The 23,676-nt window shown below is 72.5% G+C and carries 17 protein-coding genes and 1 pseudogene; 12 read left to right on the forward strand and 6 right to left on the reverse strand.

Translation table 11 applies throughout. The features are described from left to right. A partial coding sequence (locus ACFYRX_RS39090; protein ID WP_389110862.1) for an AMP-binding protein occupies nt 1-1,338 on the reverse strand: 1,338 nt, incomplete at its 3' end. 40 nt (nt 1,339-1,378) lie between these two features. After that, nucleotides 1,379-2,356 (reverse strand): nitroreductase/quinone reductase family protein, encoded by a 978-nt coding sequence (locus tag ACFYRX_RS39095; protein ID WP_389110865.1) that lies wholly within the window; start codon nt 2,354-2,356, stop codon nt 1,379-1,381. A 365-nt stretch (nt 2,357-2,721) separates the two neighbouring features. Here ACFYRX_RS39095 and ACFYRX_RS39100 point away from each other — a divergent pair, with 365 nt between their 5' ends. The 10 genes and pseudogenes from ACFYRX_RS39100 (at nt 2,722) to ACFYRX_RS39145 (ending at nt 15,570) form a co-directional block, all read left to right on the forward strand. Continuing rightward, nucleotides 2,722-4,407 (forward strand): FAD-binding oxidoreductase, encoded by a 1,686-nt coding sequence (locus ACFYRX_RS39100; RefSeq protein WP_389110867.1) that lies wholly within the window; start codon nt 2,722-2,724, stop codon nt 4,405-4,407. 46 nt (nt 4,408-4,453) lie between these two features. Next, nucleotides 4,454-5,404, forward strand: coding sequence for an aldo/keto reductase (locus ACFYRX_RS39105; RefSeq protein WP_389110870.1), 951 nt, complete (start codon nt 4,454-4,456; stop codon nt 5,402-5,404). Between the two features lie 649 nt (nt 5,405-6,053). Next, nucleotides 6,054-7,265, forward strand: coding sequence for a sedoheptulose 7-phosphate cyclase (locus ACFYRX_RS39110; protein WP_389110873.1), 1,212 nt, complete (start codon nt 6,054-6,056; stop codon nt 7,263-7,265). Then, nucleotides 7,262-9,460, forward strand: coding sequence for an ROK family protein (locus ACFYRX_RS39115; RefSeq protein ID WP_389110874.1), 2,199 nt, complete (start codon nt 7,262-7,264; stop codon nt 9,458-9,460). The genes ACFYRX_RS39110 and ACFYRX_RS39115 overlap by 4 nt, the downstream gene beginning before the upstream one ends. Beyond that, nucleotides 9,457-10,320 (forward strand): sugar phosphate isomerase/epimerase family protein, encoded by an 864-nt coding sequence (locus tag ACFYRX_RS39120; protein ID WP_389110877.1) that lies wholly within the window; start codon nt 9,457-9,459, stop codon nt 10,318-10,320. The genes ACFYRX_RS39115 and ACFYRX_RS39120 overlap by 4 nt, the downstream gene beginning before the upstream one ends. Further along, complete coding sequence (locus ACFYRX_RS39125; protein WP_389110879.1) at nt 10,308-10,976, forward strand: HAD-IA family hydrolase; 669 nt, start codon at nt 10,308-10,310, stop codon at nt 10,974-10,976. Before ACFYRX_RS39120 ends, ACFYRX_RS39125 begins: the two co-directional genes overlap by 13 nt. A 49-nt stretch (nt 10,977-11,025) precedes the next feature. Beyond that, a pseudogene (locus tag ACFYRX_RS39130) lies at nt 11,026-12,114 on the forward strand (serine hydrolase domain-containing protein); the annotation flags it as partial. Beyond that, entirely contained in the window at nt 12,099-13,301 is a 1,203-nt protein-coding gene (gene pdhA / locus ACFYRX_RS39135) for a pyruvate dehydrogenase (acetyl-transferring) E1 component subunit alpha (protein WP_389110882.1), read from the forward strand. The pseudogene ACFYRX_RS39130 and the gene pdhA, both read left to right, overlap by 16 nt. A 3-nt stretch (nt 13,302-13,304) precedes the next feature. Continuing rightward, complete coding sequence (locus ACFYRX_RS39140) at nt 13,305-14,288, forward strand: alpha-ketoacid dehydrogenase subunit beta (protein ID WP_389110885.1); 984 nt, start codon at nt 13,305-13,307, stop codon at nt 14,286-14,288. A 13-nt stretch (nt 14,289-14,301) separates the two neighbouring features. Beyond that, nucleotides 14,302-15,570, forward strand: coding sequence for a dihydrolipoamide acetyltransferase family protein (locus tag ACFYRX_RS39145; protein WP_389110888.1), 1,269 nt, complete (start codon nt 14,302-14,304; stop codon nt 15,568-15,570). Between the two features lie 98 nt (nt 15,571-15,668). Here ACFYRX_RS39145 and ACFYRX_RS39150 read toward each other — a convergent pair whose 3' ends face one another. Then, nucleotides 15,669-16,244 carry a TetR family transcriptional regulator gene (locus ACFYRX_RS39150; protein WP_389110891.1) on the reverse strand — a complete coding sequence of 192 codons (576 nt, stop codon included), beginning with the start codon at nt 16,242-16,244 and terminating at the stop codon, nt 15,669-15,671. Nucleotides 16,245-16,409: 165 nt separating this feature from the next. Between ACFYRX_RS39150 and ACFYRX_RS39155 the strand changes: the two genes are divergently transcribed. Beyond that, entirely contained in the window at nt 16,410-17,651 is a 1,242-nt protein-coding gene (locus ACFYRX_RS39155) for an IS701 family transposase (protein WP_389110894.1), read from the forward strand. A 21-nt stretch (nt 17,652-17,672) separates the two neighbouring features. On the opposite strand, the gene ACFYRX_RS39160 is transcribed toward ACFYRX_RS39155, so the two are convergent. After that, a complete protein-coding gene (locus tag ACFYRX_RS39160) occupies nt 17,673-18,152 on the reverse strand; it encodes a DUF1203 domain-containing protein (RefSeq protein ID WP_389110896.1) in 480 nt (159 codons plus the stop codon). Between the two features lie 164 nt (nt 18,153-18,316). Between ACFYRX_RS39160 and pepN the strand changes: the two genes are divergently transcribed. Further along, nucleotides 18,317-20,902: an aminopeptidase N gene (gene pepN, locus ACFYRX_RS39165; RefSeq protein ID WP_389110899.1), complete on the forward strand. Its 2,586-nt coding sequence runs from the start codon at nt 18,317-18,319 to the stop codon at nt 20,900-20,902. Nucleotides 20,903-21,390: 488 nt separating this feature from the next. Here pepN and ACFYRX_RS39170 read toward each other — a convergent pair whose 3' ends face one another. Both ACFYRX_RS39170 and ACFYRX_RS39175 read right to left on the reverse strand, forming a co-directional pair. Next, entirely contained in the window at nt 21,391-22,149 is a 759-nt protein-coding gene (locus ACFYRX_RS39170) for an SDR family NAD(P)-dependent oxidoreductase (protein ID WP_389110902.1), read from the reverse strand. Nucleotides 22,150-22,248: 99 nt separating this feature from the next. Beyond that, complete coding sequence (locus tag ACFYRX_RS39175; protein WP_389110904.1) at nt 22,249-23,610, reverse strand: sigma-70 family RNA polymerase sigma factor; 1,362 nt, start codon at nt 23,608-23,610, stop codon at nt 22,249-22,251. Nucleotides 23,611-23,676 lie beyond the last annotated feature (66 nt).

Consider the following 23,676-nt stretch of genomic DNA (forward strand, 5'->3'; position numbering starts at 1 on the left):
GACGTCGTCGGCCCGGCCGACATAGGTGATGTATCCGTCCGCGTCCCGCGAACCGATGTCGCCGGTGCGGTAGTAGCCGCCGGCCATCGCCTCCGCCGTACGGTCCGGGTCCCCGTGGTAGCCGTTCATGAGGCCGACGGGGCGGCTCGAGAGGTCAAGGGCGATCTCGCCCTCCTCCGCACCCGGCGCGCCTGTCACCGGGTCGAGGAGCTCCACCCGGTAGCCGGGGCTGGGCCGTCCCATGGAACCGGTCTTCAGCGGCTGGCCGGGGCTGTTGGAGACCTGTACCGCCGTCTCCGTCTGCCCGAAGCCGTCCCGGACGGTGACGCCCCAGGCCCCCCGGACCTGCTCGATGACCTCGGGGTTCAAGGGCTCCCCCGCCGCCACCGCCTCGCGCGGCGGCGTGCGCAGCTGCGTGAGGTCGGCCTGGATCAGCATGCGCCACACCGTCGGCGGCGCGCAGAAGGTCGTCACGCCCGCGCGGTCCATCTCCGCCATCAGGCGGGCCGCGTCGAAGCGTGTGTAGTTGTGGATGAAGACGGTGGCCTCCGCGTTCCAGGGTGCGAAGAGGTTCGACCACGCGTGCTTGGCCCACCCGGGCGAGGAGATGTTCAGATGCACGTCACCGGGCTCGAGACCGATCCAGTACATCGTCGCCAGGTGACCGATCGGATACGACACATGGCTGTGTTCCACCAGCTTCGGCAGGTCGGTCGTCCCGGAGGTGAAGTAGAGCAGCAGGGCCGTGTCCGCCGGGGTGGGCCCGTCGGGGACGAAGTCGGCGGCCGCCGTGCGGAGTTCGTCGTACGGCAGCCAGCCCGCCGCCGGCTCACCACCGACCGCGATCCGGGTGTAGCCGCCGGGCACATCGTCGAATTTCGCGGTGTCCGAGGCCCGTACGACCACGTGGCTCACCCGGCCCCGGCCGACCCGGTCGGCGAGGTCCGCGGGGCCGAGCAGCGGGGTGGCCGGGACGAGTACCGCGCGCAGCTTCATCACGGCCAGCGCGGTCTCCCAGAGCTCCGCCTGGTTGCCGAGCATCACCAGGACACGGTCACCGGCCCTGACCCCGGCCGACCGCAGTCCGACGGCGACCCGGTTCGAGCGCTCGGACAGCTCGGCGAAGGACAGCCGACTCTCGCCGCCGTCCTCCTCGACGATGTGCAGGGCGGTACGGTCGTTGCCCTCGGCGATGACGTCGAACCAGTCCAGCGCCCAGTTGAAGTGCTGGGGCCGAGGCCAGTCGAAACCCTCGCACGCCCCCGCGTAGTCCTCGCGACGGGCCAGCAGGAAGTCCCGGGCGGCCCGGAACTCCTTGGTGGCTACGGTTTCCGGCACAGTGTCTCCTCTTTCCTCCGGCTCTCCTGCGACAGCCGTCTCAGCCGACCGGGACCAGCTCGACGACCGGGATGTCACGGCCCGTACGGCCCCGGAACTGCGCGAAGTTCGGATCCTGGGCGGTCTGCAGCCGCCACAGCTCCTCGTGCTCGGCCGCGGGCACCGGCTCGGGCCGGACGAGGAAGCGACGCCCGCCGGGCAGCTCGACCGTGCCGGTGCCCGCGGCGACCAGGTTGCGATACCAGGCGGGGTGACTGTCGGCCCCGCCGTTGGCGGCGAAGACGATGTGCCGGCCGCCGTGCTCCAGATGCACCAGCGGGGTGGTGCGGAGCACACCGCTGCGCCGGCCCTTGGTGCTGAGCAGCAGCAGCAGCGGCACCTCGCCGAAGTCGGCCACCCGACCGCCGTTCGCCCGGAATTCCTTGATGACGTTCCGGTTGAACGGATTGCTGTTGACGGACTCGTCCACGCTTTCGGGCCGGTAGGCGTCCCAGTTCTCCTCGGGGAGATAGAGCCGGGTACTGGTCGTCTCCTCGAACGGCATTCCTTCGGGCATGTTGATGAGTTCCATGTGCAGACCCCAGGGCGTGACGAAGTAGACCCAGCGGTCGCCCGCGATGGGGCCGTCGGTGATCGTCTCCGGCTCGCCGAGAACGGTGACCCCGGGGACTTCCCGCAGATACGCGACGGCCTTGTCGACGTCGTCGACGTACAGGGCGAAGTGGTGGCCGCCCAGGTCGCTGTTGCGGGGCTGCCGGCGGTCCTGGTCGGGCGCGGTGTACTCGAACAGCTCCAGGTTGGTCACCGGTCCCAGGCGCAGCATCGCGATCTGCGCCGAGGCGTTCGGGTGGACGCCGAGCTTGCGGGTCATCCAGTCGCCCTCGGTGTCCTCCACCGGGCCCAGCCGGTAGGCGAGTTCGGCGCCGATGACGTCGACGAAGAAGCTCACGGCCTGGTCCAGGTCGGGCACGGTGTAGGCGATGTGGTGGACGGCCCGGGCTCCGGGAAGTGTGCTCAAGATGGGCTCCGTTCGGGCTCGGTCCGCCCCGGGGCGGACGCGTGTGTGCCGGGCTCTCGTGCCCGGGCTCGCCGGTAGCCTGCGCGTCGCGGCGAGCCCGGACAAGGGCGAGTTGCAGAAGTCGGCGGACATGCCGAAGTAGCCACGGCGGGTTGGCGTTCCGGGCGCAGGTGATGTTGGGATGGAGACCGTAGAAGCGCCGTCGGCCGCACATTCCGCCGGGCGCACCGAATATCTCTCGCACGTTTTCCGTGCATTCCTTGCGTACGCGTTCCACATTCTCCGAGTCCTCTGAGTTCTGCGTTTTCTCCGGGTTCTCCGAGTCTCTGAACAGCGTTGAACGATTGCGAAAACGGGGGTCAATGATGGGTGATTTGAAGAGACGGCGGTTCGTGGGGCTCGGCTCCGGGATCGCGTTCACGGCCGCGGCCGGCGGGGGCCTCGCGACGGCGCCTCACGCCCGCGCCGCCGGCGGTACGGCCACCACGGCCGCGACGGCCGTCACGGCGAAGAAGGCCGCCTCGGCCGTCGCGGTGACACCCTCCGACAGCCGGTACCCGGACCTGATATCCGGCAACAACCAGCGGTGGACGTCGAGTCCGGACAAGGTCGTGCTGCCCCGGACGACCGCCGAGGTGGTCACCGCGGTGCAGGAGGCGGTCACCGGGGGCAAGCGGCTGTCCGTCTGCGGCGGCGGCCACTGCTTCGAGGACTTCGTCTTCAACGCGGACGTCAAGGTCAACATCAACATGGGCCTGATGAACGCGGTCTCGTTCGACACCTCGCTGAACGCCTTCAAGGTCGGCGCCGGGGCCACCCTCCTCGACGTCTACGAGGCGCTGTGCGAGGGCTGGGGTGTGACGATCCCGGCCGGCATCTGCCACAGCGTGGGCGTCGGCGGCCATGTCACCGGCGGCGGCTACGGCAACCTGTCCCGGCAGTACGGGCTGACCGTCGACCATCTGCACGCGGTCGAGGTCGTCGTCGTGGACGCCTCCGGCACGGCACGCAGCGTGGTGGCCGCCCGTGACTCCGCCGACTCGGCGCTGCGCGACCTGTTCTGGGCGCACACCGGGGGCGGTGGCGGCAGCTTCGGTGTGGTGACCGCGTTCTGGTTCCGCACTCCGGGTACGACCGGCGCGGCCGAAGCCCTGCTGCCGAAGGCGCCCTCCAAGATCTTCCTGACGCTGGCGGGCTGGCCCTGGGAGAAGGTCACCCAGGACGGTTTCAGCCGCCTGGTCGCGTACTGGGGCACCTGGTTCGAGGAGCACAACACCCCTGGTACGACGGCCGGTTCGCTGTACTCCTGGCTGATGCTCAACCACCGCGACAGCGGCTCGATGGGCGCGGTGGTCCAGCTCGACGCCTCGCTGCCGGACGCGACGAGCGTGCTGTCGGACTTCCTGGCCGGGATGGACGCGGCCCTCGGCCTGAGCTCCGCGACCGTCCGGCACGACGGCGTCCTGGACTCGCAGTACACCAGCACCCGCCTGATGCCGTGGCTGCGCGGCACCAAGTACATCGGCGCGATCTCGCCGACCCAGCTGGACCCCACCACCCGGGGCTGCCACAAGTCGGCGCATCTGCGGCGGCGCACCCCGCAGGCGCAGATCGACGCCATGTACACCCACCTGACCAGCACGGACAAGCCGAGCACCATGACCGGCATCGTGCTGTCCGCGTCGGGCGGCAGGATCGCGAGCGTGTCGTCGACGGCCACGGCGGTCGCCCAGCGCGACGCGATCATGAAGGTGAACTTCGAGAGCCGCTGGTACGACAAGGCCGACGACGCGTTGAACGTCGGCTGGATCCGCGAGGCGTTCGGCGCCGTGTACGGCGACACGGGCGGGGTGCCCGTCCCGAACGACGTGACCGACGGCTGCTACATCAACTACCCCGACGGCGACCTGTCCGACCCGGCGTTCAACCGCTCTTCGGTGGCCTGGCACGACCTGTACTGGAAGCAGAACTACGCACGCCTCCAGCAGGTCAAGCGCGCCTGGGACCCCGGTGACGTGTTCCACCACCGCCAGTCGATCCGCCTCCCCTGACTTCCCTCCCCCTCCCCAACCCCCCTCTACAACACTGGAGTTGAAGATGCGTACCACCACCCTCGGCAAGAACGGTCCCGTCGTGGGCCGCGTGGGCCTGGGCACCATGGGCATGTCCTTCGGTTACGACCCGCACGGCTGGGACGACGACGCATCGGTCAAGGTGATCAACCGCGCCCTCGACCTCGGCGTCAACCTGATCGACACAGCGGACGTGTACGGCCCGTTCACCAACGAGGAGCTGGTCGGCCGCGCACTCAAGGGGCGCCGGGACGAGGCCGTGCTCTCCACCAAGGGGGGTCTGGTCGTCGACGAGAACGGCCTGGGCCTCAACGGGCGTCCCGAGCACCTGTCGGCCGCCGTGGACGCGAGCCTGCAGCGGCTCGGCGTCGACCACATCGACCTGTACTTCCTGCACCGCGTGGACCCGACGGTCCCGCTGGAGGAGAGCTGGGGCGCCCTGGCCGAGCAGGTCGCGGCCGGCAAGGTGCGCGCACTGGGCCTGTCCGCGGTGACGCTGGAGCAGGTCAAGGCGGCGCAGGCCGTGCACGAGGTGGCGGCCGTGGAGTCCGAGGCCTCCCTGTTCACCCGGGACGCCTTCGCGGACGTGCTGCCGTACACCGTCGAGCAGGGCATCGCCTTCCTGCCGTTCTCGCCGCTCGGCCGCGGTCTGCTCACCGGTGCCTTCACCAAGCCGGCCGACCTTCCCGAGGACGACTGGCGCAGCACCCAGCCGCGGTTCACCGGGGAGGCGTTCACGCACAACAAGGCGATCGTCGACGCGGTCGCGGCCGTGGCCGGCCGCCACGGCGCGACCACGGCCCAGGTCGCCCTGGCCTGGCTGCTGGCCAAGGGCGAGTACGTGGTTCCGATCCCCGGCACCAAGACCGAGCGCTACCTGGAGCAGAACGCCGGCGGCGCGGACGTCGCGCTCACCGCGCAGGACATCGCCGAACTGGATGCCCTGCCCGAGCCGCTGGGCGCCCCGGAGGCCTGATCCGCGCCGGCACCGACTTCGGCGGGCGACCCCCGCCGGACCACCCTGTCGACGCCGGGCCGGGCGATCCCCGGCCCGGCGTCGCGGGGGCGACCCACCGGGCGCACGACCGGCCCGGTAACGGACGCCGCAGCGGGGAGCGGGGCCATGTCCGCCACACCCGGCCGGACCCGCACTCGGACACGGGGCACAACCCGCCACGCCGGCACGCCCCCCGCGCACGCCCACCATCCCCACGACGGGCCCGACGACCGGCGGCCGCACCCGCGGCCACAACTCACCGCAGAGACGCGGCCGACCCCGACCCGGTCCGCCCACCAGGGCAAGTCCGGTACCACGACGGGGCCCGCACCACAGCGATTCCGGCACCACAGTAGATCCCGCACCCCTGCGAGTCCCGCGGCCGCATCCGCGGCCACAACTCACCGCAGACACGCGGCCGACCCCCGACCCGGTCCGCCCGCCAGGGCAAGTCCGCTTCACGGCGGGTCCCGCACCGCAGCGAACCCCGCCGGACAGCAAGCCCCACCCCACCCCCACAGCGGCCCCCGCTCCGACCCCACCCGGTCCCCGCCCGGCCCCGCGTCCGCCCATCCGGCTCCGGCGCCCCCCTCCCGATGCCCAAGCCCGCAGAGGAAGAGAACCGCACATGACCGAGATCACGACGAACCGGCCGGCGCGGCTGACGTCCGGCTTCGACATACCCCGGCCCCCGGGCCTGACCTGGTACGTCCAGGCCCAGCAGCCCGTGGGCTACGAGATTTCCCTCACCCGGGGACTGCTCAACCCCGTCAACCCGGCGCTCGCCAAGGCCGTCGGCGCCGACAACCGCGGCGGTGTCCGTGCCCTCGTCGTCGTCGACAAGGTGGTCGACGACCTGTACGGCACCGCCCTGCGGGGTTACTTCACCGCCTGGCAGGCCGACGCGACCTGGCTCGTCATGCCCGGCGACGAGGAGACCAAGGCCCTGGAGCAGGTGGTCGAGGTCACCCGGGCCATGACCGAGATGGGCATCCTGCGCCGTACCGAGCGCGTGGTCGTGGTCGGCGGCGGTGTCCTGATGGACGTCGTCGGCATGGCGGCCAGCCTCTACCGGCGCGGCGCACCCTACGTACGGGTACCCACCACCCTCGTCGGCCAGGTGGACGCGGGCGTCGGTGTGAAGACCGGCGTCAACCACGGCACCCACAAGAACCGCCTGGGCACCTACTTCGCGCCCGAAGTCACCCTGATCGACCCGGAGTTCCTGCGCACGGTGCCGCACCGGCACATCGCCAACGGTCTCGCCGAGATCATCAAGATGGCGCTCATCAAGGACGCGGATCTCTTCCACCTCCTGGAGGAGACGGTCGCGCAGATCTCCAGCGACACCCTCGCGGACTGCGGTGCGGACATGCGCGAGGTCGTCTCGCGGGCCATCGCCGGCATGCTCGACGAGCTGGAGCCCAACCTGTGGGAGAGCGTGCTGGAGCGCTCGGTCGACTACGGGCACACCTTCAGCCCGTCCCTGGAGCTGCGGGCCGACCCGCCGTTGCTGCACGGCGAGGCCGTCGCCGTCGACATGGCGGTGTGCGTGGCCCTCGCGACGGGCCGCCAGTTTCTGTCCCCGGCCGAGGCGGACCGGGCGCTCGCCCTGATCGCCGCCGCCGGACTCCCGCTCACCCACCCCGTGTTCACCGCCGAGCTGCTCCAGGTCGGCCTGGCCGACGCGGTCAAGCACCGCGACGGCCTGCAGCGCCTCCCCCTCACCGACGGCATCGGCTCCTGCGTCTTCGTCAACGACGTGACGCCGGCCGAACTCGCCCGCGCGCTGGAGTTCGTGCACGCCTACGCGGACCGGACGGACGGGTCGGCCCCGTGAGCGCCCGGGGTCCGATCACCGTCCTCGACGTGGGCGGGACCCGTGTGCGCCACGCCCGGTGGTCGCCCGAGGAGGGTCTCGGCGAGGTGACCGACATGCCCTCCCCCAGCCGGCTGCGCCACCCCGAGGCACCGTTGGAGGAGCTGCGCGGCCGGCTGCTCGCCGCGATCTGCGACGCCGTCCCGGCCGGCCCCGCCCCCGCGGTGGCCGCGATCTCCTTCGGTGCCGCACTCGACCAGCGCACCGGCACGGTCTACGGCTCGGGACCGCTGTTCGGCGACGATACGACGCCGCTGGACCTGCCGGCGGCGCTCGGTGCCCTGCGCCCGGACGTCGAGTGGCACGTCCTGAACGATGTGACGGCGGCGCTGCTCCACTACGCCTCGGGCCCCCGTCACCACGAGCACCGCAAGGTCCTGCTGCTGACGGTGAGTTCGGGTATCGCCTGCCGCACGATGGACCTGCGTACCGGAACCATCGCCACCGACCCCTGCGGTCTGCAGGGCGAGGTCGGCCATCTGCCGGCGCACACGGAACTCGCCGGTCACGAAGTCGAACTGACCTGTGACTGCGGTGGTCCGGGGCATGTGGCGGCCTACGCCTCGGGCCCCGGCCTGCGCCGCATGGCGGACGTCCTGCGGGAGAGCGCCCCGGACCGCTGGCGGGCCTCGCCCCTGGGCCGGGCCATGACCGACGGCACCTCCTTCGAGGAGGCCCTCGGCACGGCCCTCGACCGGTCCGACCCGCTGGCCGCCGAGCTCCTGGACGCCGCGACGGCCCCGGTGGCCGACGTCCTGCGCACGGCCCTGTCACTGGACCCGGAACTCGACGACCTGGCCGTCACGGGCGGTGTGGCGACGGGCCTGGGCCACCACTACAAGGCGTCCCTGGAACGCCACTTCGCACGGGAGGGCCTGTATCTGACCTCGGACCTGACCCCGGGCTGGCCGGCGAACCGCATCACCGTCTGCGCACCGGGTGAGGCCAACGGCCTGATCGGCGCCGGAATCGGGGCACTGCGGCGCCCCGCCGGGAACACCGCGCCCGACACCACGCGGCCCCGGCGACCGGTCGCGCGCCACTACGCGGTCCTCCGCGACGACGCCGGCCTGCACCTCACCCCGCGGCCCACCCCCGCCCCGGCCCCCGGCGAACTGGTCGTCGCCCCGCTGGTGGCCGGAGTCTGCGGCACCGACCTCCAGATGCTCCGGGGCATACGCGACGACGGCGCCGCGGTCATCGGCCACGAAGGCGTGGCCAGGATCGTGGCCGTGGGCGAGGACGTCCAGGACCCCGCTCTGCGCCCCGGCGTGCCCGTGGTCATCAACCCCACCCACCCCGACGACGACTCCTTCCTCCTCGGCCACAACGTCGACGGCCTCCTCCAGGAACGCGTCCTCGTCCCGGCCACCGCCGTCCGCGCCGGACTCGTACTGCCGCTCCCCGAGGTCCCGCCGGGGGTGCTCGGCGCGCTCGTCGAGCCGCTCGCGGTGGCCCGGTACGCGGCCCTCGCCGTGACCGAGCACCGCCCCCGCACCCTCCTGGTGTTCGGCGACGGCACGGTCGGCCATCTGGCCGTCCGCACGGCCAGGCGCTGGTACGGCCCCGACGTGCGCACCGTGCACGTCCACCACACCCCCGCCGGCCTGGTCTGGAGCAACCGTGCCCCGCACTCGGCGGACGTACGGCTGCTGTCCGGGGATCTGTCGGCCGAGCAGCTGGCACGCGCCCTCGGCGACGGCCCCCTCGCGGTGCTGATCGCCACCCCGGCCCCGGCCACCCTGCCCTGTCTGGAGCTCGCGCTGGAGGCGGCGGCCGGTACGGACACCGTCGTGGACCTGGTCGGCGGGCTCCCGCGGCCCGCGGCCAGCCTCCAGGTGCCCGGCGTCGACCTGGCCGAGGTGCGGGCCGCGAACCGGGCGGGCCGCCCGCAGCCGCCGTATGTCGCCCGGTTCGGTACGGCGAGCGGGCACAAGGTGCGGATCCTGGGGCACCGGGGCGTGGCCGGCGAGCATCTGCGGTACGCGGCGGCCGAGCTGTGCCGGGCGCCCGAGCGGTACCGGGACCTGGTGACGCATGTCGTCGACCTGCCCGGCGCGGTGCCGGTGCTGGCCCGGCTCGCCGCCACGACGGACCGGATCGTCTCCGGGCGACGGCTCGTCAAGCTGGCCGTACGGATGGGCGAGCCGTCGTGAGTGCCGTACCCGAGTCCCCGCGGATCGCCCTGGCCGACTGGCGGTTGCCCGTGCGCGGCGAGGCGGCCGTCGACCTGGCCTTCCGGCACCGGGTACCGGGGCTCCAGTTCGACCTCGGCGGGCCCGGGCGCGGCCCCTGGCTGGACGGGCCGGGGCAGCTGACGCGGCTGGCCCGCACCGCCCGCTGCGCCGGGGTGGCTCCGCTCGGGCTCGCCGCCAATGTGCTCAACGACATCGGGCTGACCGCCGCCGAGGGCACCCTCGACGCCGGCCGGGTCCGTGCCGTGCTGGACCGACTGCTCGACGCGGCAGGGGAGTTGGGCGCGCCACTGGTGTTCGTGCCCAGTTTCCGGCGCAGCGCGATCGACGACGACCGCGCACTGCTGCGCACCGCGGAGGTGCTGCACGCCGCCGCCCGGCGGGCACAGGCCTGTGGCCTGCTGCTGGCCAGCGAGAACACCCTCGCGCCCGGGGCGGCGCTGCGGCTCGCGGAGCAGGTCGCGTCGCCCGCCTTCCGGCTGCTCCTCGACACCTACAACCCCCGTGCCGCGGGCCTGGATCCGCGGGCGCTGGTGGCCGCGGCCGGCGCGCTGCTGGCCGACCAGGTGCATGTGAAGGACGGCCCGGACGGCGATGGCGGCACCCCGCTGCTCGGCGACGGCGACGGCGACATCGTCGACACCCTCGACGCGCTGGCCGAACACGCCGTGCCCGTACGGGCTCTGGTGCTGGAGAACGATCACCGCGGCGGCGACCCGGACCGGCTCGCCGCCGACCTGGAACGGCTGCGGGCGCTGACGGAGCGCGCGCACGGCCGTCGGACCGACTACGCAGGAACGGCAGGGACATGGCCATCGTAGTGACCGCACAGGCGCTGCTGTTCGACATGGACGGCACGCTCATCGACTCCACCGCGGCGGTGGAGCGGACCTGGCGGAGGTTCGCCGACCGCCACGGTCTCGACCCGGCCGTGATCCTGGCCGGCGCGCACGGGCAGCGCACCGCCGAGACGGTCGCCGAGCACGCCCCGCCGGGCACCGACGTGGCGGCGGAGACGGCCTGGCTGGTGGCGCAGGACATCGCCGACACCCGGGGCACGGTCGCCCTGCCGGGGGCGGCCGGACTGCTGGCCGAACTGCCCCCGAACCGCTGGGCGTTGGTCACCTCGGCGGGCCGGGAGCTGGCCCGGCGGCGGATGGCCGCGGCCGGGCTGCCGCTGCCGGAGGTGCTGGTCGGCGCCGACGACGTGGCCCGCGGCAAGCCCGACCCGGAGGGCTATCTGCTGGCCGCGGCCCGGCTCGGCGTGGACCCGAGGGCCGCGATCGTCTTCGAGGACGCGGAGCTGGGCCTGCTCGCGGGGCGCGCCGCCGGTGGTTACACCGTGGTCGTCGGCCCGCACGGGGGCGCCGCCGCGCAGGGCCGGCCGCGTATCACGGACTACGTCGGAGCGGTGTGCGGGGAGGTCGAGGAGGAGCTGCGGCTGACCCTTCCGGTGCCCGCGGCCGTCCCGGCCTGAGCTGAAGCAGCTGAAGCAACCGAAGTCATCTGTCGATCGGAGATCTCCCATGTCCGCACCTGTATCCGCATCCGCACCCGTCATCTCCGGCCATGTGGCCCCGGGGTTCGAATCCGTCCGTGAGGAGTTCGTCCGCAACTTCGCGGAGCGCGACGAACAGGGCGCCGCCCTCGCCGTCACGCTCGACGGCGAACGCGTCGTCGATCTGTGGGGCGGCCCCGCCGATCCCACCACGGGGCGGGCCTGGGACGGCGACACGGTCCAGCTCGTGTTCTCCGGCAGCAAGGGCATCCTGGCGACCGCCCTGCTGGTGCTCGTCGACCGGGGTGTGGTGGAACTGGACAAGCCGGTCGCCCACTACTGGCCGGAGTTCGCGGCCAAGGGCAAGGCCGGCATCACCGTGCGCGAGGTGGTGACCTTCACCGCGCGGATGCCCGCCGTGGCCGCCCCGCTCTCCCAGGACGACCTGAGCGACCCGGAGGCCATGGCGAAGCTGCTGGCCGACCAGGAGCCGGAGGCCGATCCGCGGGCCGAGGGGATTCTGTACGGGCCGTGGGCGACCGGGTGGATCGTCGCCGAGGTGATCCGGCGGGCCGACGGGAGGCGCCTGGACCTGTTCTTCGCCGAGGAGGTGGCCGGGCCGCTCGGTGTCGACGTCTCCTTCGGCATCACACCCGAGCAGGAGGCCCGGGTGGCCCGCACCGAGTACGGCACGGGCTTCCGTGACCAGTTCACCGGTTACTTCACCAGCGAGGACCCGCTGACCCGGCGGATCTGGCAGAACCCGGTCCCCTTCCCCGAGGACGAGGACATCTGGAACCGTCCCGCCCGCCGCTTCGCCCTGGTCCCGGCCGCCAACGCCTACGGCTCGGCCCGCGGCTTCGCCGCGCTGTACGGCGCCCTCGCCCAGGACGCGGCCCGTCCCGCCGACGAGCCGCCCCTGCTGCTGTCGCGCCGGCTGCTCGACGAGGCCCGCGCCCCCTATGTCAGCAAGGTCGACCAGCTGATCGACGTACCGATGGTGTACGGGGGCGGCGGCTACCGGCTGCGCACCAACCCGCGCCCGACCGTGGACGGCGACTCCTTCGGCCACGACGGCGCCGGCGGCTCCGCCAACCAGGCGTGGCCGCGCGCGGCGGCCGGGGTGTCGTATGTGATGAACCGGCTCATCGCGCTCGGCCCCGACGACAAGCGGGCCTCCTCGCTGGTCAAGGCCGTGGCGGCGGCGATGGACGGGCTCGGCATCGGCGGTGGGCGATGAGCGGCGACGGCATCCGGCTGCTCGGTCCGGACGGTGAGCGGGTGCCGCATCCGGAGTACGCCATTGATGCGGATGCCGGTCAACTCCGGTCCCTGTACCGGGACATGGCGCTCGCCCGCCGCTTCGACGCGGAGGGGGTCACGCTGCAGCGGCAGGGCGAACTCGGGCTGTGGCCCTCGCTGCTCGGGCAGGAGGCGGCCCAGGTCGGGTCGGTGCGGGCGCTGGCCGAGGGCGACCGGGCGTTCCCGAGCTACCGGGAACACGCCGTCGCGCTGGGGCTCGGAGTGGATCCGCTGGCGCTGCTGCGGCTGTTCCGGGGCGTGGACAACGGCGCCTGGGATCCGGACGCGCACGACTTCCACCTCTACACCCTCGTCATCGGCTCGCAGACCCTGCACGCCACCGGCTACGCGTGGGGCATGGCGAGGGACGGCTCCGAGAACGCGGTCGTCGCCTACTTCGGGGACGGGGCCGCCAGTCAGGGCGATGTCGCCGAGGCGTTCAACTTCGCCGCCGTGTACGACGCGCCGGTGGTGTTCTTCTGCCAGAACAACCAGTGGGCCATCTCCGAGCCCAACGCACGGCAGACCCGGGTACCGCTGTACCAGCGCGCCCAGGGCTTCGGCTTCCCCGGCGTGCGGGTGGACGGCAACGACGTACTGGCCGTGCTCGCCGTGACCCGGGCCGCGCTGGAGCATGTGCGCGCGGGCCGGGGGCCGTATCTGATCGAGGCGTTCACCTACCGTATGGGCGCCCACACCACCTCCGACGACCCGACCCGCTACCGGGACGCGGCCGAGGTGGAGAGCTGGCGGGCCAAGGACCCGCTGCTGCGCCTGGAACGCCTGCTGCGCCGCGAAGGTGCCGCCGACGACGCGTTCTTCGCCGAGGTCTCGGCCGAGGGGGAGGCGCTGGCCGCCCGGGTCCGGGAGGGCGTACGGACCATGCCCTCGCCCGCGCCCGGCGCGCTCTTCGACCATGTCTACGCCGGGGCGCATCCGGGTGTGGACCGGGAACGTGCCGAGTTCGCCGCCTATCAGGCGTCCTTCGCCGAGGAGGGCTGAGCCATGACAGCGACCCTTATGACGCTGGTGACCGCCCTCAACACCGCGCTGCGCGATGTGCTGGCCCAGGACCCCAAGACCCTCGTCATGGGCGAGGACGTGGGCCGGCTCGGCGGGGTCTTCCGGGTGACGGACGGCTTGCAGAAGGACTTCGGCGAGAGCCGCGTCGTCGACACCCCGCTCGCCGAGTCGGGCATCGTCGGCACCGCGATCGGCCTCGCGCTGCGCGGCTACCGTCCGGTGGTGGAGATCCAGTTCGACGGCTTCGTGTTCCCGGGCTACGACCAGATCGTCACCCAGCTCGCGAAGATGCACGCCCGCTCGCTGGGCAAGGTGAGGCTCCCGGTCGTCATCCGCATCCCGTACGGCGGCGGCATCGGCGCGGTCGAACATCACTCGGAGTCCCCGGAGGCGCTGTTCGCGCATGTGGCGGGGTTGCGGGTGATGTCACCGGCGACGCCCCGCGACGCCTACTGGATGCTGCGGGAGGCCGTCGCCTGCGACGACCCGGTGATCTTCTTCGAGCCGAAACGGCGCTACTACGAGAAGGGCGAGGTCGACACCACCACCCCTGTCGCCCCCGCCCACCGGGCGCAGGTGGTCCGCTCCGGCACCGACCTGACCCTGGCCGCCTACGGGCCGATGGTGCGCACCTGCCTGGACGCGGCAGCCGTGGCCGCCGAGGAGGAGGGCCGGCAGCTGGAGGTCGTCGACCTGCGGTCGATCTCGCCGCTCGACTTCGACACCCTCCAGGACTCGGTGCGGCGCACCGGGCGGCTGGTGGTCGCGCACGAGGCCCCGGTGTTCTTCGGCGCGGGTGCGGAGATCGCCGCGCACGTCACCGAGCACTGCTTCTACCACCTCCAGGCGCCGGTCCTCCGGGTCGGCGGCTACCACACCCCGTATCCGCCGTCCCGGCTGGAGGAGGAGTACCTCCCCGGGATCGACCGTGTGCTCGACGCCGTCGACCGCGTGCTCGCGTACTGAAGAGAGGCAGACGATGACGGACAACGCCCTGCGGGAGTTCCGGATGCCCGATGTGGGCGAGGGTCTCCAGGACGCCGAGATCATCCGCTGGCTGGTCGCGCCCGGCGACAGTGTCACGGACGGGCAGGTGGTGTGCGAGGTCGAGACCGCCAAGGCCGCGGTCGAACTGCCCATCCCCTACGACGGGGTGGTCCACGCGCTGTGCTTCCCCGAGGGCGCCACGGTGGACGTGGGCGCGCCCATCATCACGGTGACGGCGGCGGCCGTCACCGTCCCCGAGCCGGAGGCCCGCACCCCGGTCCTGGTCGGCTACGGCGCCGCTCCCGCGTCCGCCGTCCGTCGCCACCGGCGCCGTGACGGGAGCGGCCCGGCGGCGCCCGTGGCGGCCGCCCTTCCGCTCGCGAAGCCCCCGGTGCGCAAGCTCGCCAAGGAACTGGGCGTCGACCTGGCCGCGGTCGTGCCCACCGGGCCGCGCGGGGACGTGACGCGGGCGGATGTGCGTTCGGTGGCGGAGGCCGACCGGCCCACCACGCCGACGCCCCCCGCCGAGACCGCCCCCGCCGCCCCCGCCGCCCCTGCCGCCCAGGAGACCCGCGTCCCCGTCACCGGCGTACGGCGGGCCACCGCGCGGGCCATGGTGGCCAGCGCCTTCACCGCGCCGCATGTCACCGAGTTCGTGACGGTCGACGTCACCCGGACCATGAAGCTGGTCCGGCGGCTCAAGCGGCACCCGGACATGGCGGGGCTGCGGGTCGGCCCGCTGCTGCTGGCGGCCAGGGCGTTCCTGGTCGCCGTACGGCGCAACCCGGAGGTCAACGCGTCCTGGGACGAGGAGCGCCAGGAGATCGTGCTCAAGCACCGGATCAACCTGGGCGTCGCGGCCGCCACCCCGCGCGGTCTGCTGGTCCCCACGGTCGCCGACGCCGACCGCCGGACCCTGCCCGAACTCGCGGTCGCGCTGGAGGAGTTGACGACCACGGCGCGCGAGGGCCGGACCCCGCCCGCGGCGCTGCGCGGCGGCACGGTGACCCTCACCAACATCGGCGTGTTCGGCATCGACACGGGCACCCCGATCCTCAACCCCGGGGAGTCGGCGATCCTCGCCCTCGGCGCCATCGGCGAACGCCCCTGGGTGCACCGCGGCAAGGTGGTCCCGCGCCAGGTCACCACTCTGGCCCTGTCCTTCGACCACCGGCTCGTCGACGGCGAGCTCGGCTCCCGGGTCCTCGCGGACACCGCGGCCCTGCTGAACGACCCCGGGCTGCTGCTCACCCGTGCCTGACGGGCCGCCGAACCATCCACCGGAGACCGGAAGCCGTAAGGGACACGGAGAAGGGGCTCCCGGGACATACCGATCCCGGGAGCCCCTTCTCCGTGTCCTCATCGCGGCGGCGGGTCCGCGCCGACCCCGTGCAGCACCAGTTCCCACACCTGGTCGACGTGGTGGCCGGCGCCCGCCCGGGGTTCCACCCGGCTGCCCTCGACCAGCCAGGTCAGCAGCAGCGCGGCGGTGTCCGGCGGCACGCCGGGCCGCAGATCGCCGGAGGCGGCCGCGCGCTCCAGCAGGAGCCGCACGCCGTCGGCCCACCCCGGGACCGGCCGCGCGCCCTGTCCCCCGGGCAGGCCGTCCCGCTCCAGCCGAGCCGCGGCGCGGGTGGCCACGTCGTGCTCCAGCAGCCGTACCACGGCGACGGTCAGGCCCGCCAGGGCCTCCAGCGGGGTCCCGGAGGCGCTGACCGCGCCGTGCACCACGGGGGCGACGGCGTCCCGGCCGGCCGCCCGTACCGCTTCGGCGAGTTCGCGTTTGGTGGCGAAATGGAAGGTCAACGCCCCCATGGAGGTGTCTGCCCGCTTGCTGATCCGGGAGAGCGAGGCGCCCTCGTATCCCCGGGTGTCGAACTCCACCGCCGCTGCGTGAATCAGGGCGTCGTGCGTTCGTGCGGCTCTCTCCTGCATCGATCGGCTCTCTCTCCTCCTCAGGTCATGCTCTGACGTTGCCCCTGGTGAGGGGGGTACGGAGCCATGGACTCGCCAAAGTAGTGCAGACTTGGCCCGAAACAAAGCAAACGTTCTTTATGCTTTTGATGTTCGAGTGGATCGCACCGCGCCGAGGGGGATGGAGTGTCAGCGATTCGAGAGGTACCGGACGTACGAGATGCGCGAGACATACGGGAGGCACGGCAGGCACAGGATCTCCGGAACAGGCGGGGCGGACGTCCCGCCGGGTTCGCCGAGTTCACCGGACGGCTGTTCGAGCATCTGCCCCGCGCGGACCAGCAGCGCTGGGGACAGGTCTATCTGCACGGCCTGCTCGCCACCCCGGGCAAGAAGTCCGTACGGCGGATGGCCGAGACAGTGACGTCCTCGCTCACCGCGTCCCAGTCGCTCCAGCAGTTCGTGAACGCGAGCCCCTGGGAGTGGGAGGCCACCCGGCGCGAGCTGATGGGCTGGACCGGCGAGCGGCTGGACACCCGCGCCTGGACCCTCGCGCCCGCGGTGCTGCCCAAGCGCGGCGCCCACTCGGCGGGGGTGCACCGCCGGTTCGTCCGGGAGCAGGGCCGGACCGTCAACTGCCAGCTGGGCCTTGCCCTCTTCCTGGCCGGCGACCAGGGGCAGGTGCCGGTCGACTGGCGGCTGCATCTGCCGGAGCGCTGGACGGCCGACGAGGAGATGCGACGCCGGGCGCGCATTCCGGCTCAGGCCTCCTCGCAGGCCCTGTGGGCACAGGCCCTGGACCTCGTCGAGAGTCTGGCCGCACAGCCCGGCGTGGTGCGGGCACCGGTCGTCGCCGATCTGACCACCGTGGCCGATGTACGCCCGCTGGTCGAGCGGCTGCACGGGCGGGGCCACGCCTTCGTGCTCGCGGTGAGCGGCCAGCTGCCGCTCACCCCGGAGCCGGTCGCGGACCGTGCCCTGCGGGAGCCCGCGCCCCCGGTCTCCGCCCGCCAGCTGCTGCTCCAGGGCGGCACCCGGCACCCGGACGCGGCGGTGACGACGGGATCCGACGGCCGTCTGCGCCGGATCCAGGTCATCTCCAGCCCGACGGAGATAGCGGGGCTGCGCCCCGGCGGCGGCCGGCTCTCCTCGGCCGGCCGGGTCTTCGCCGAGTGGAACGCCGGCCCACAGCGCCTGGGCCGCGTATGGCTGACCAACCTGCCCGGGCGCCGGATGGCCGAGCTGCTCGCGCTGGCCGAGCTGCACACCGGCACCCTGGCGACGGTCGCCTCCCTGGGCGAGCACTACGGCCTGCTCGACTTCGAGGGCCGCTCGTACCCGGGCTGGCACCGGCACACGACCTTGGTGTCGGCGGCCCACGCCTACCAGCTGCTGGCCCGGCCGACCGCGCACCGAGAGGCCGCCTGACGGGAGAGGGACCGCGGGGTGTCAACCCCGGGGCCTGCGCACCTCGTAGAGGAAACAGCCGTACTCGACGGCCCGGACGTGGACCAGTGCCACGGACGGGTCGTCGAACGCGTTCCGGAAGGCGTCGTCGTCGAGGACGGCCACCAGCTCACCACCCAGGATGTGGCCGTCGGCGGAGTACCGGCGGACCGTGCGGTGGTCGTTGTCGAAGGGGTGTCCGCCCCCGGTGGCCGGCCCCGCGCACTCCTCGGCGTGGACGAAGACGGGGCCCTGTTCGTCGTACGCCCCCGGGTTCGCGCCGGTCTCGGCCGCCCAGCGGCGCAGGGGGGCGTACGACACGAGCGCGATCCGCTCCCCCGGCTCGCTCCGGCGCAGACAGCACCGCAGCGGCGCCCCGCCCTCGTCGTCGGTGAACGGGGCCGGGGGCTGGCCGGCGTCGTCGGCGGTGCGCAGTTCCTTCAGGGCCAGGGGCCCGACGGGGCGTGCGGTGTAGGTCGTCATGGGACCAGGCTGGCGCGGCCGAGCGCGGATGACCGGCGGAAATCGGACGTGACGTTCCCGATAACGCTCCCAGGAATCCGCAGGGTATTCCCTCGAACCGTCGGAGACAGTTCGTGGAAGGATGACCGAACCGCCGAACCTACCCATAACGAGGAGATGACCGCGTGCCTGGCACAAACCTGACTCGCGAAGAGGCACAGCAGCGGGCTGCTCTGCTCAGCGTCGAGTCCTACGAGATCGATCTCGACCTCTCCGGCGCGCAGGAGGGCGGTACCTACCGGTCCGTGACCACGGTGCGTTTCGACGTCACGGAGAACGGAGCCGAGTCCTTCATCGACCTGGTGGCCCCCACGGTCCACGAGGTGACGCTGAACGGGGACGCCCTCGACCCGGCGGAGGTCTTCGCGGACTCCCGTATCGCCCTGCCGGGCCTGCTGGAGGGCCGCAACATCCTGCGGGTCGTCGCCGACGCCGCGTACACCAACACCGGTGAGGGCCTGCACCGCTTCGTCGACCCGGTCGACCAGCAGGCCTACCTGTACACCCAGTTCGAGGTGCCGGACGCCCGCCGCGTCTTCGCCTCGTTCGAGCAGCCCGACCTGAAGGCCACCTTCCAGTTCACCGTGAAGGCGCCGACCGGCTGGACCGTCATCTCCAACTCCCCGACGCCGGAGCCCAAGGACGACGTCTGGACCTTCGAGCCGACCCCGCGGATCTCTTCGTACATCACGGCCCTGATCGTCGGCCCGTACCACTCCGTGCACAGCGTGTACGAGAAGGACGGCCAGTCCGTCCCGCTCGGCATCTACTGCCGTCCCTCGCTCGCCGAACACCTCGACTCGGACGCCATCTTCGAGGTCACCCGGCAGGGCTTCGCGTGGTTCCAGGAGAAGTTCGACTACGCGTACCCGTTCAAGAAGTACGACCAGCTGTTCGTCCCGGAGTTCAACGCGGGCGCGATGGAGAACGCCGGCGCGGTGACCATCCGCGACCAGTACGTCTTCCGGTCCAAGGTGACCGACGCCGCGTACGAGACGCGCGCCGAGACCATCCTGCACGAGCTGGCCCACATGTGGTTCGGCGACCTCGTGACCATGGAGTGGTGGAACGACCTGTGGCTGAACGAGTCGTTCGCCACCTACACCTCCATCGCCTGCCAGGCGTACGCCCCGGACAGCCGGTGGCCGCACTCCTGGACCACCTTCGCCAACTCCATGAAGACATGGGCGTACCGCCAGGACCAACTGCCGTCCACGCACCCGATCATGGCCGAGATCGGCGACCTGGACGACGTGCTCGTCAACTTCGACGGCATCACGTACGCCAAGGGCGCCAGCGTGCTGAAGCAGCTCGTCGCCTACGTCGGCATGGACGAGTTCTTCGGCGGTGTGCAGGCGTACTTCAAGCGCCACGCGTTCGGCAACACCCGCCTGTCCGACCTGCTGGGCGCGCTGGAGGAGACCTCCGGACGCGACCTGGGCAACTGGTCGCAGAAGTGGCTGCAGACGGCCGGCATCAACATCCTGCGCCCGGAGATCGAGACGGACGCGAACGGTGTCATCACCGCCTTCGCCATCCGCCAGGAGGCCCCGGCGCTCCCGGCGGGCGCGAAGGGTGAACCGACCCTTCGCCCCCACCGCATCGCGGTCGGCCTGTACGAACTGGACAGTTCAGAAGGCGCCAGCGGCAAGCTGGTCCGTGACGAGCGGATCGAGCTGGACGTCGACGGCGAGCTGACGGCCGTACCGCAGCTGGTCGGCAAGCGCCGTCCCGCGGTGGTGCTGCTGAACGACGACGACCTGTCGTACGCCAAGGTCCGCCTCGACGAGCAGTCGCTGGCCTTCGTGACCGAGCACCTCGGCGACTTCGAGTCGTCGCTGCCGCGCGCGCTGTGCTGGGCGTCGGCGTGGGACATGACGAGGGACGCCGAACTGGCCACCCGCGACTACCTGTCCCTCGTCCTGTCCGGTATCGGCAAGGAGTCCGACATCGGTGTCGTGCAGTCGCTGCAGCGGCAGGTGAAGCTGGCGATCGAGCTGTACGCCGCCCCCACCGCCCGCGAGGCCCTGCTGACCCGCTGGACCGACGCCACGCTGGCCCACCTGCGGTCCTCGGCGGCCGGCAGCGACCAGCAGCTGGCGTGGGCGCGCGCGTTCGCGGCGACGGCCCGTACGCCGGAGCAGCTGGACCTCCTGGAGGGGCTGCTCGACGGGTCCCAGGTCATCGAGGGCCTGGCCGTCGACACGGAGCTGCGCTGGGCGTTCGTGCAGCGACTGGCCGCCGTGGGCCGCTTCGACGAGTCGGAGATCGCCGCCGAGTACGAGCGGGACCGGACGGCGGCCGGTGAGCGTCACGCGGCGACCGCCCGTGCGTCCCGGCCGACGGAGGAGGCGAAGGCGGAGGCCTGGGCGCAGGTCGTCGAGTCCGACAAGCTGCCCAACGCCGTCCAGGAGGCCGTCATCGGCGGTTTCGTCCAGACCGACCAGCGGGAGCTGCTCGCGCCGTACACGGCACGGTACTTCGAGGTGGTCAAGGGCATCTGGGAGTCCCGCTCGCACGAGATCGCCCAGCAGATCGCGGTCGGTCTCTATCCGACGGTCCAGGTGTCCCAGGAGACCCTGGACGCGACGGACGCCTGGCTGACGGCCGCCGAGCCCAACGCGGCCCTGCGCCGCCTCGTCTCCGAGTCCCGCGCGGGCGTGGAGCGGGCGCTGAAGGCGCAGGCGGCGGACGCGGAGGCCGGGCAGTAGTCGGTCGGTGACCGGGCAGCGGGAGTAGCGGCGGTGAGTGCGGTGGTCTGGTGGCTCAGCCACTGGGCCACCGGGCCGCCGAGCCGCCGGGCCGCCGGGCCACTGGCTGAGCCACCAGGCGGCTGAGTGGTCAGGTGGCTGAGAGGTCTGCTGGCCGGGTGGCTGAGCCAGTCAGCCACTCATCCCCTTCACCTGCTCCCCCACTCACCCCACCCGCCGCTCCACTCACGTACGGGCCAGGGCTCGGGCCGCGAAGTCCCCCTGGAACCGGAACCGGAACCGGATCCCGAACCGGCCCGGTTGCTCCGCCGCCCAGCGGCACCTCGCCCAGGCGGGAGCCTCGATCAGGGTGGTCGGCGTGCGTGCCGACGCGGGTGGAGCCAGGTGCTCTCGGCAACGTACCCGCTGGAGTCGCGTTCGCCCGCGCGGCGGCCTGCGCGCCCTGTGGCCGCGCATGTGGTGGCGGGGCCACAGGACCGGGCGCGGCCTCAGCGGACGACCATCCCGCCCGTCGCGTTGACGAAGGTGCCGGTGATGCCGCCCGCGTGGTCGGAGGCGAGGAACACGGCGGTGGCGGCGACCTCCGCGAGAGTGGGGTTGCGCCGGGTCATGCGCATCCCGGCGAGGTTGGCGACGATGCCCTGGACGGCGGCCTCGTCGATGGCCGGGTTGACCGCGGCGAGCTTCTCGACGGTGAACGTCTCGGGCACGCCGGCCGCCCAGATCCCCACCGCCCGCACCCCCCGCGGCCCCAGTTCGATCGCCAGGTTGCGCACGAGCGTGTCGAGCGCCCCGTCCGCCGATCCGGTGCCGCCCATCATCGGACTGCCGTGCGCGGAACCGCTGTTGAGGGTGATGATCACACCCGAACCGCGTGCGGCCATACGGCGTCCTGCCGCGCGGGCGGTGAGGAAGTTGGCGCGGGTGCCGGTGACGACGGGCCGCATGAAGTCCTCGACGGACATGTCGGTCAGCGGCATGCCCTGCACGTCACCGCGCGTGACCAGGTTGACGGAGATGTCGATGTCCCCGACCGCGTCGGCGTGCGCTTCCACGGCCGCCTCGTCGAGGGCGTCCACGACGGCGACCTCGGCGTCCTTGAGGTCGGCGGCCACCGCCTCCAGGGTCTGCCGGGTCCGGCCGACGAGGTGCACCCGCGCCCCCTGCTCGGCGAAGGCCCGGGCGACGGCCCCGCCGATGGACCCGCCGGCGCCGTACACGATCGCGGTCTTGTCGGTGAGCAGCATGGTGAACTCCTTGGAAGTGGTTCGCGGATGACATCCATGCAGACGCACGACGCCCCGGATGCTCATCGGTCCCGCCCGGTCCCGGCCCCGGTCCCGGCGTCACAGGCGCAGCGGCAGCCCGAACGCGGGGAAGAGATGCGGCTCGAAGGAGGTGATCTCCACGATCCGCTCACCCTCGCCGTCGCCGCTGCGGCCGCCGTGGCCTTCACGGTCGTCGAAGCGGAGGACGTCCAGGACCTGGGCGCGGTAGATGCCGGTCCCGGGCCGACGGACGTAGTTCGCCGCCGCCAGCTGCCCGTTGGCGCGGGTGGGCAGGCTGCGCCAGTGGCCGAGGAACATCGGGGAGTTGGGATCGAGGCTGACCCGCACGAAGTCGATGATCGCGTCCCGGCCGACGAACCAGAACGGGTTCGGCGGCATGGTGAGCGTGACGTCCTCGGTGAGCAGCGCGGCCATCGCGTCGAAGTCGAGGCGCCCGACGGCGGCCATGTACCGGTCGAGCACGGCTCGTTGGCCGTCGGTGGGCACGGTGGTACGCCAGTCGGCGCGCTGTCTGGGCAGGTGCTCGCGCAGAGTGGGCCGGGCCCGTTGCAGCGCGCTGTTGACCGAGGCCACGCTGGTGTCCAGCGCCTCGGCGGTCTCGGCGGCGGTCAGTCCGAGCGCGTCCCGCAGCACCAGCGCGGCCCGCTGGCGGGGCGGCAGATGCTGGATCGCGGCGAGCAGGACCAGTTCCAGGGTCTCGCGGGACACGGCGGCGGACTCCGGCGACTCGTCGTCGACGGGCATCCGGTCGTCGGGCATCTCGTCGTCGGGATAGGGCTGCAACCAGGTGATACGGGCGGGCGGTTCCCCGTCGCCGTGGTTCATCCCCGGTACCGGCTCGTAGCGTTGCGGGCGGCGCGCGGTCCGCCGCAGAAGGTCCAGGCAGGCGTTGGTGGCGATCCGGTACAGCCAGGTCCGCGCGCTCGCCCGCCCCTGGAACCCGTCCCGCGCCCGCCAGGCCCGCAGGAACGTCTCCTGCACCAGGTCCTCGGCCTCGTCGTAGGACCCGGTCATGCGGTAGCAGTGAACGTGGATCTCACGGCGGTACCGCTCGGTGAGGGCGCCGAAGTCGGTTTCGGTGAGTTGCGTAACGGGGGTGGGAGTTACGGAATCCGTCGAGGGCCGGGTGTCCAGGGCCGTGTCCCTTGCCGTACGGGCCACGCGCCTCAACCGCGCGACGGCGACGGAGAGTTGGCTGACGTGCGCGTACAGGGCCTGAGGCGGCTGCGGGACCAGCCGACCGGCCTGCCGACCGATGTCGTCGATCAACTCCTGCACGCCGAAACCCTCGGCCCCGCCGTGCCGTTCCCGGTAGGCCTTCTGCCGGCAGGCGGCGGAGCAGTAGACGGAGCCACGGCCCGTGCGTCCGGTCCGGTCGGCCAGCGGTTTCCCGCACACCGGACAGGGGTCTGCGGCCACGGGCGCCTCCGGGAGTTGCGTAACGCGGGGTCGGAGTGACGTTACAACGGCCCCGGCGCGGCCCGC

The organism is Streptomyces sp. NPDC005374 (assembly GCF_042872225.1).
In the GTDB taxonomy this organism is placed as follows: Bacteria; Actinomycetota; Actinomycetes; order Streptomycetales; family Streptomycetaceae; genus Streptomyces.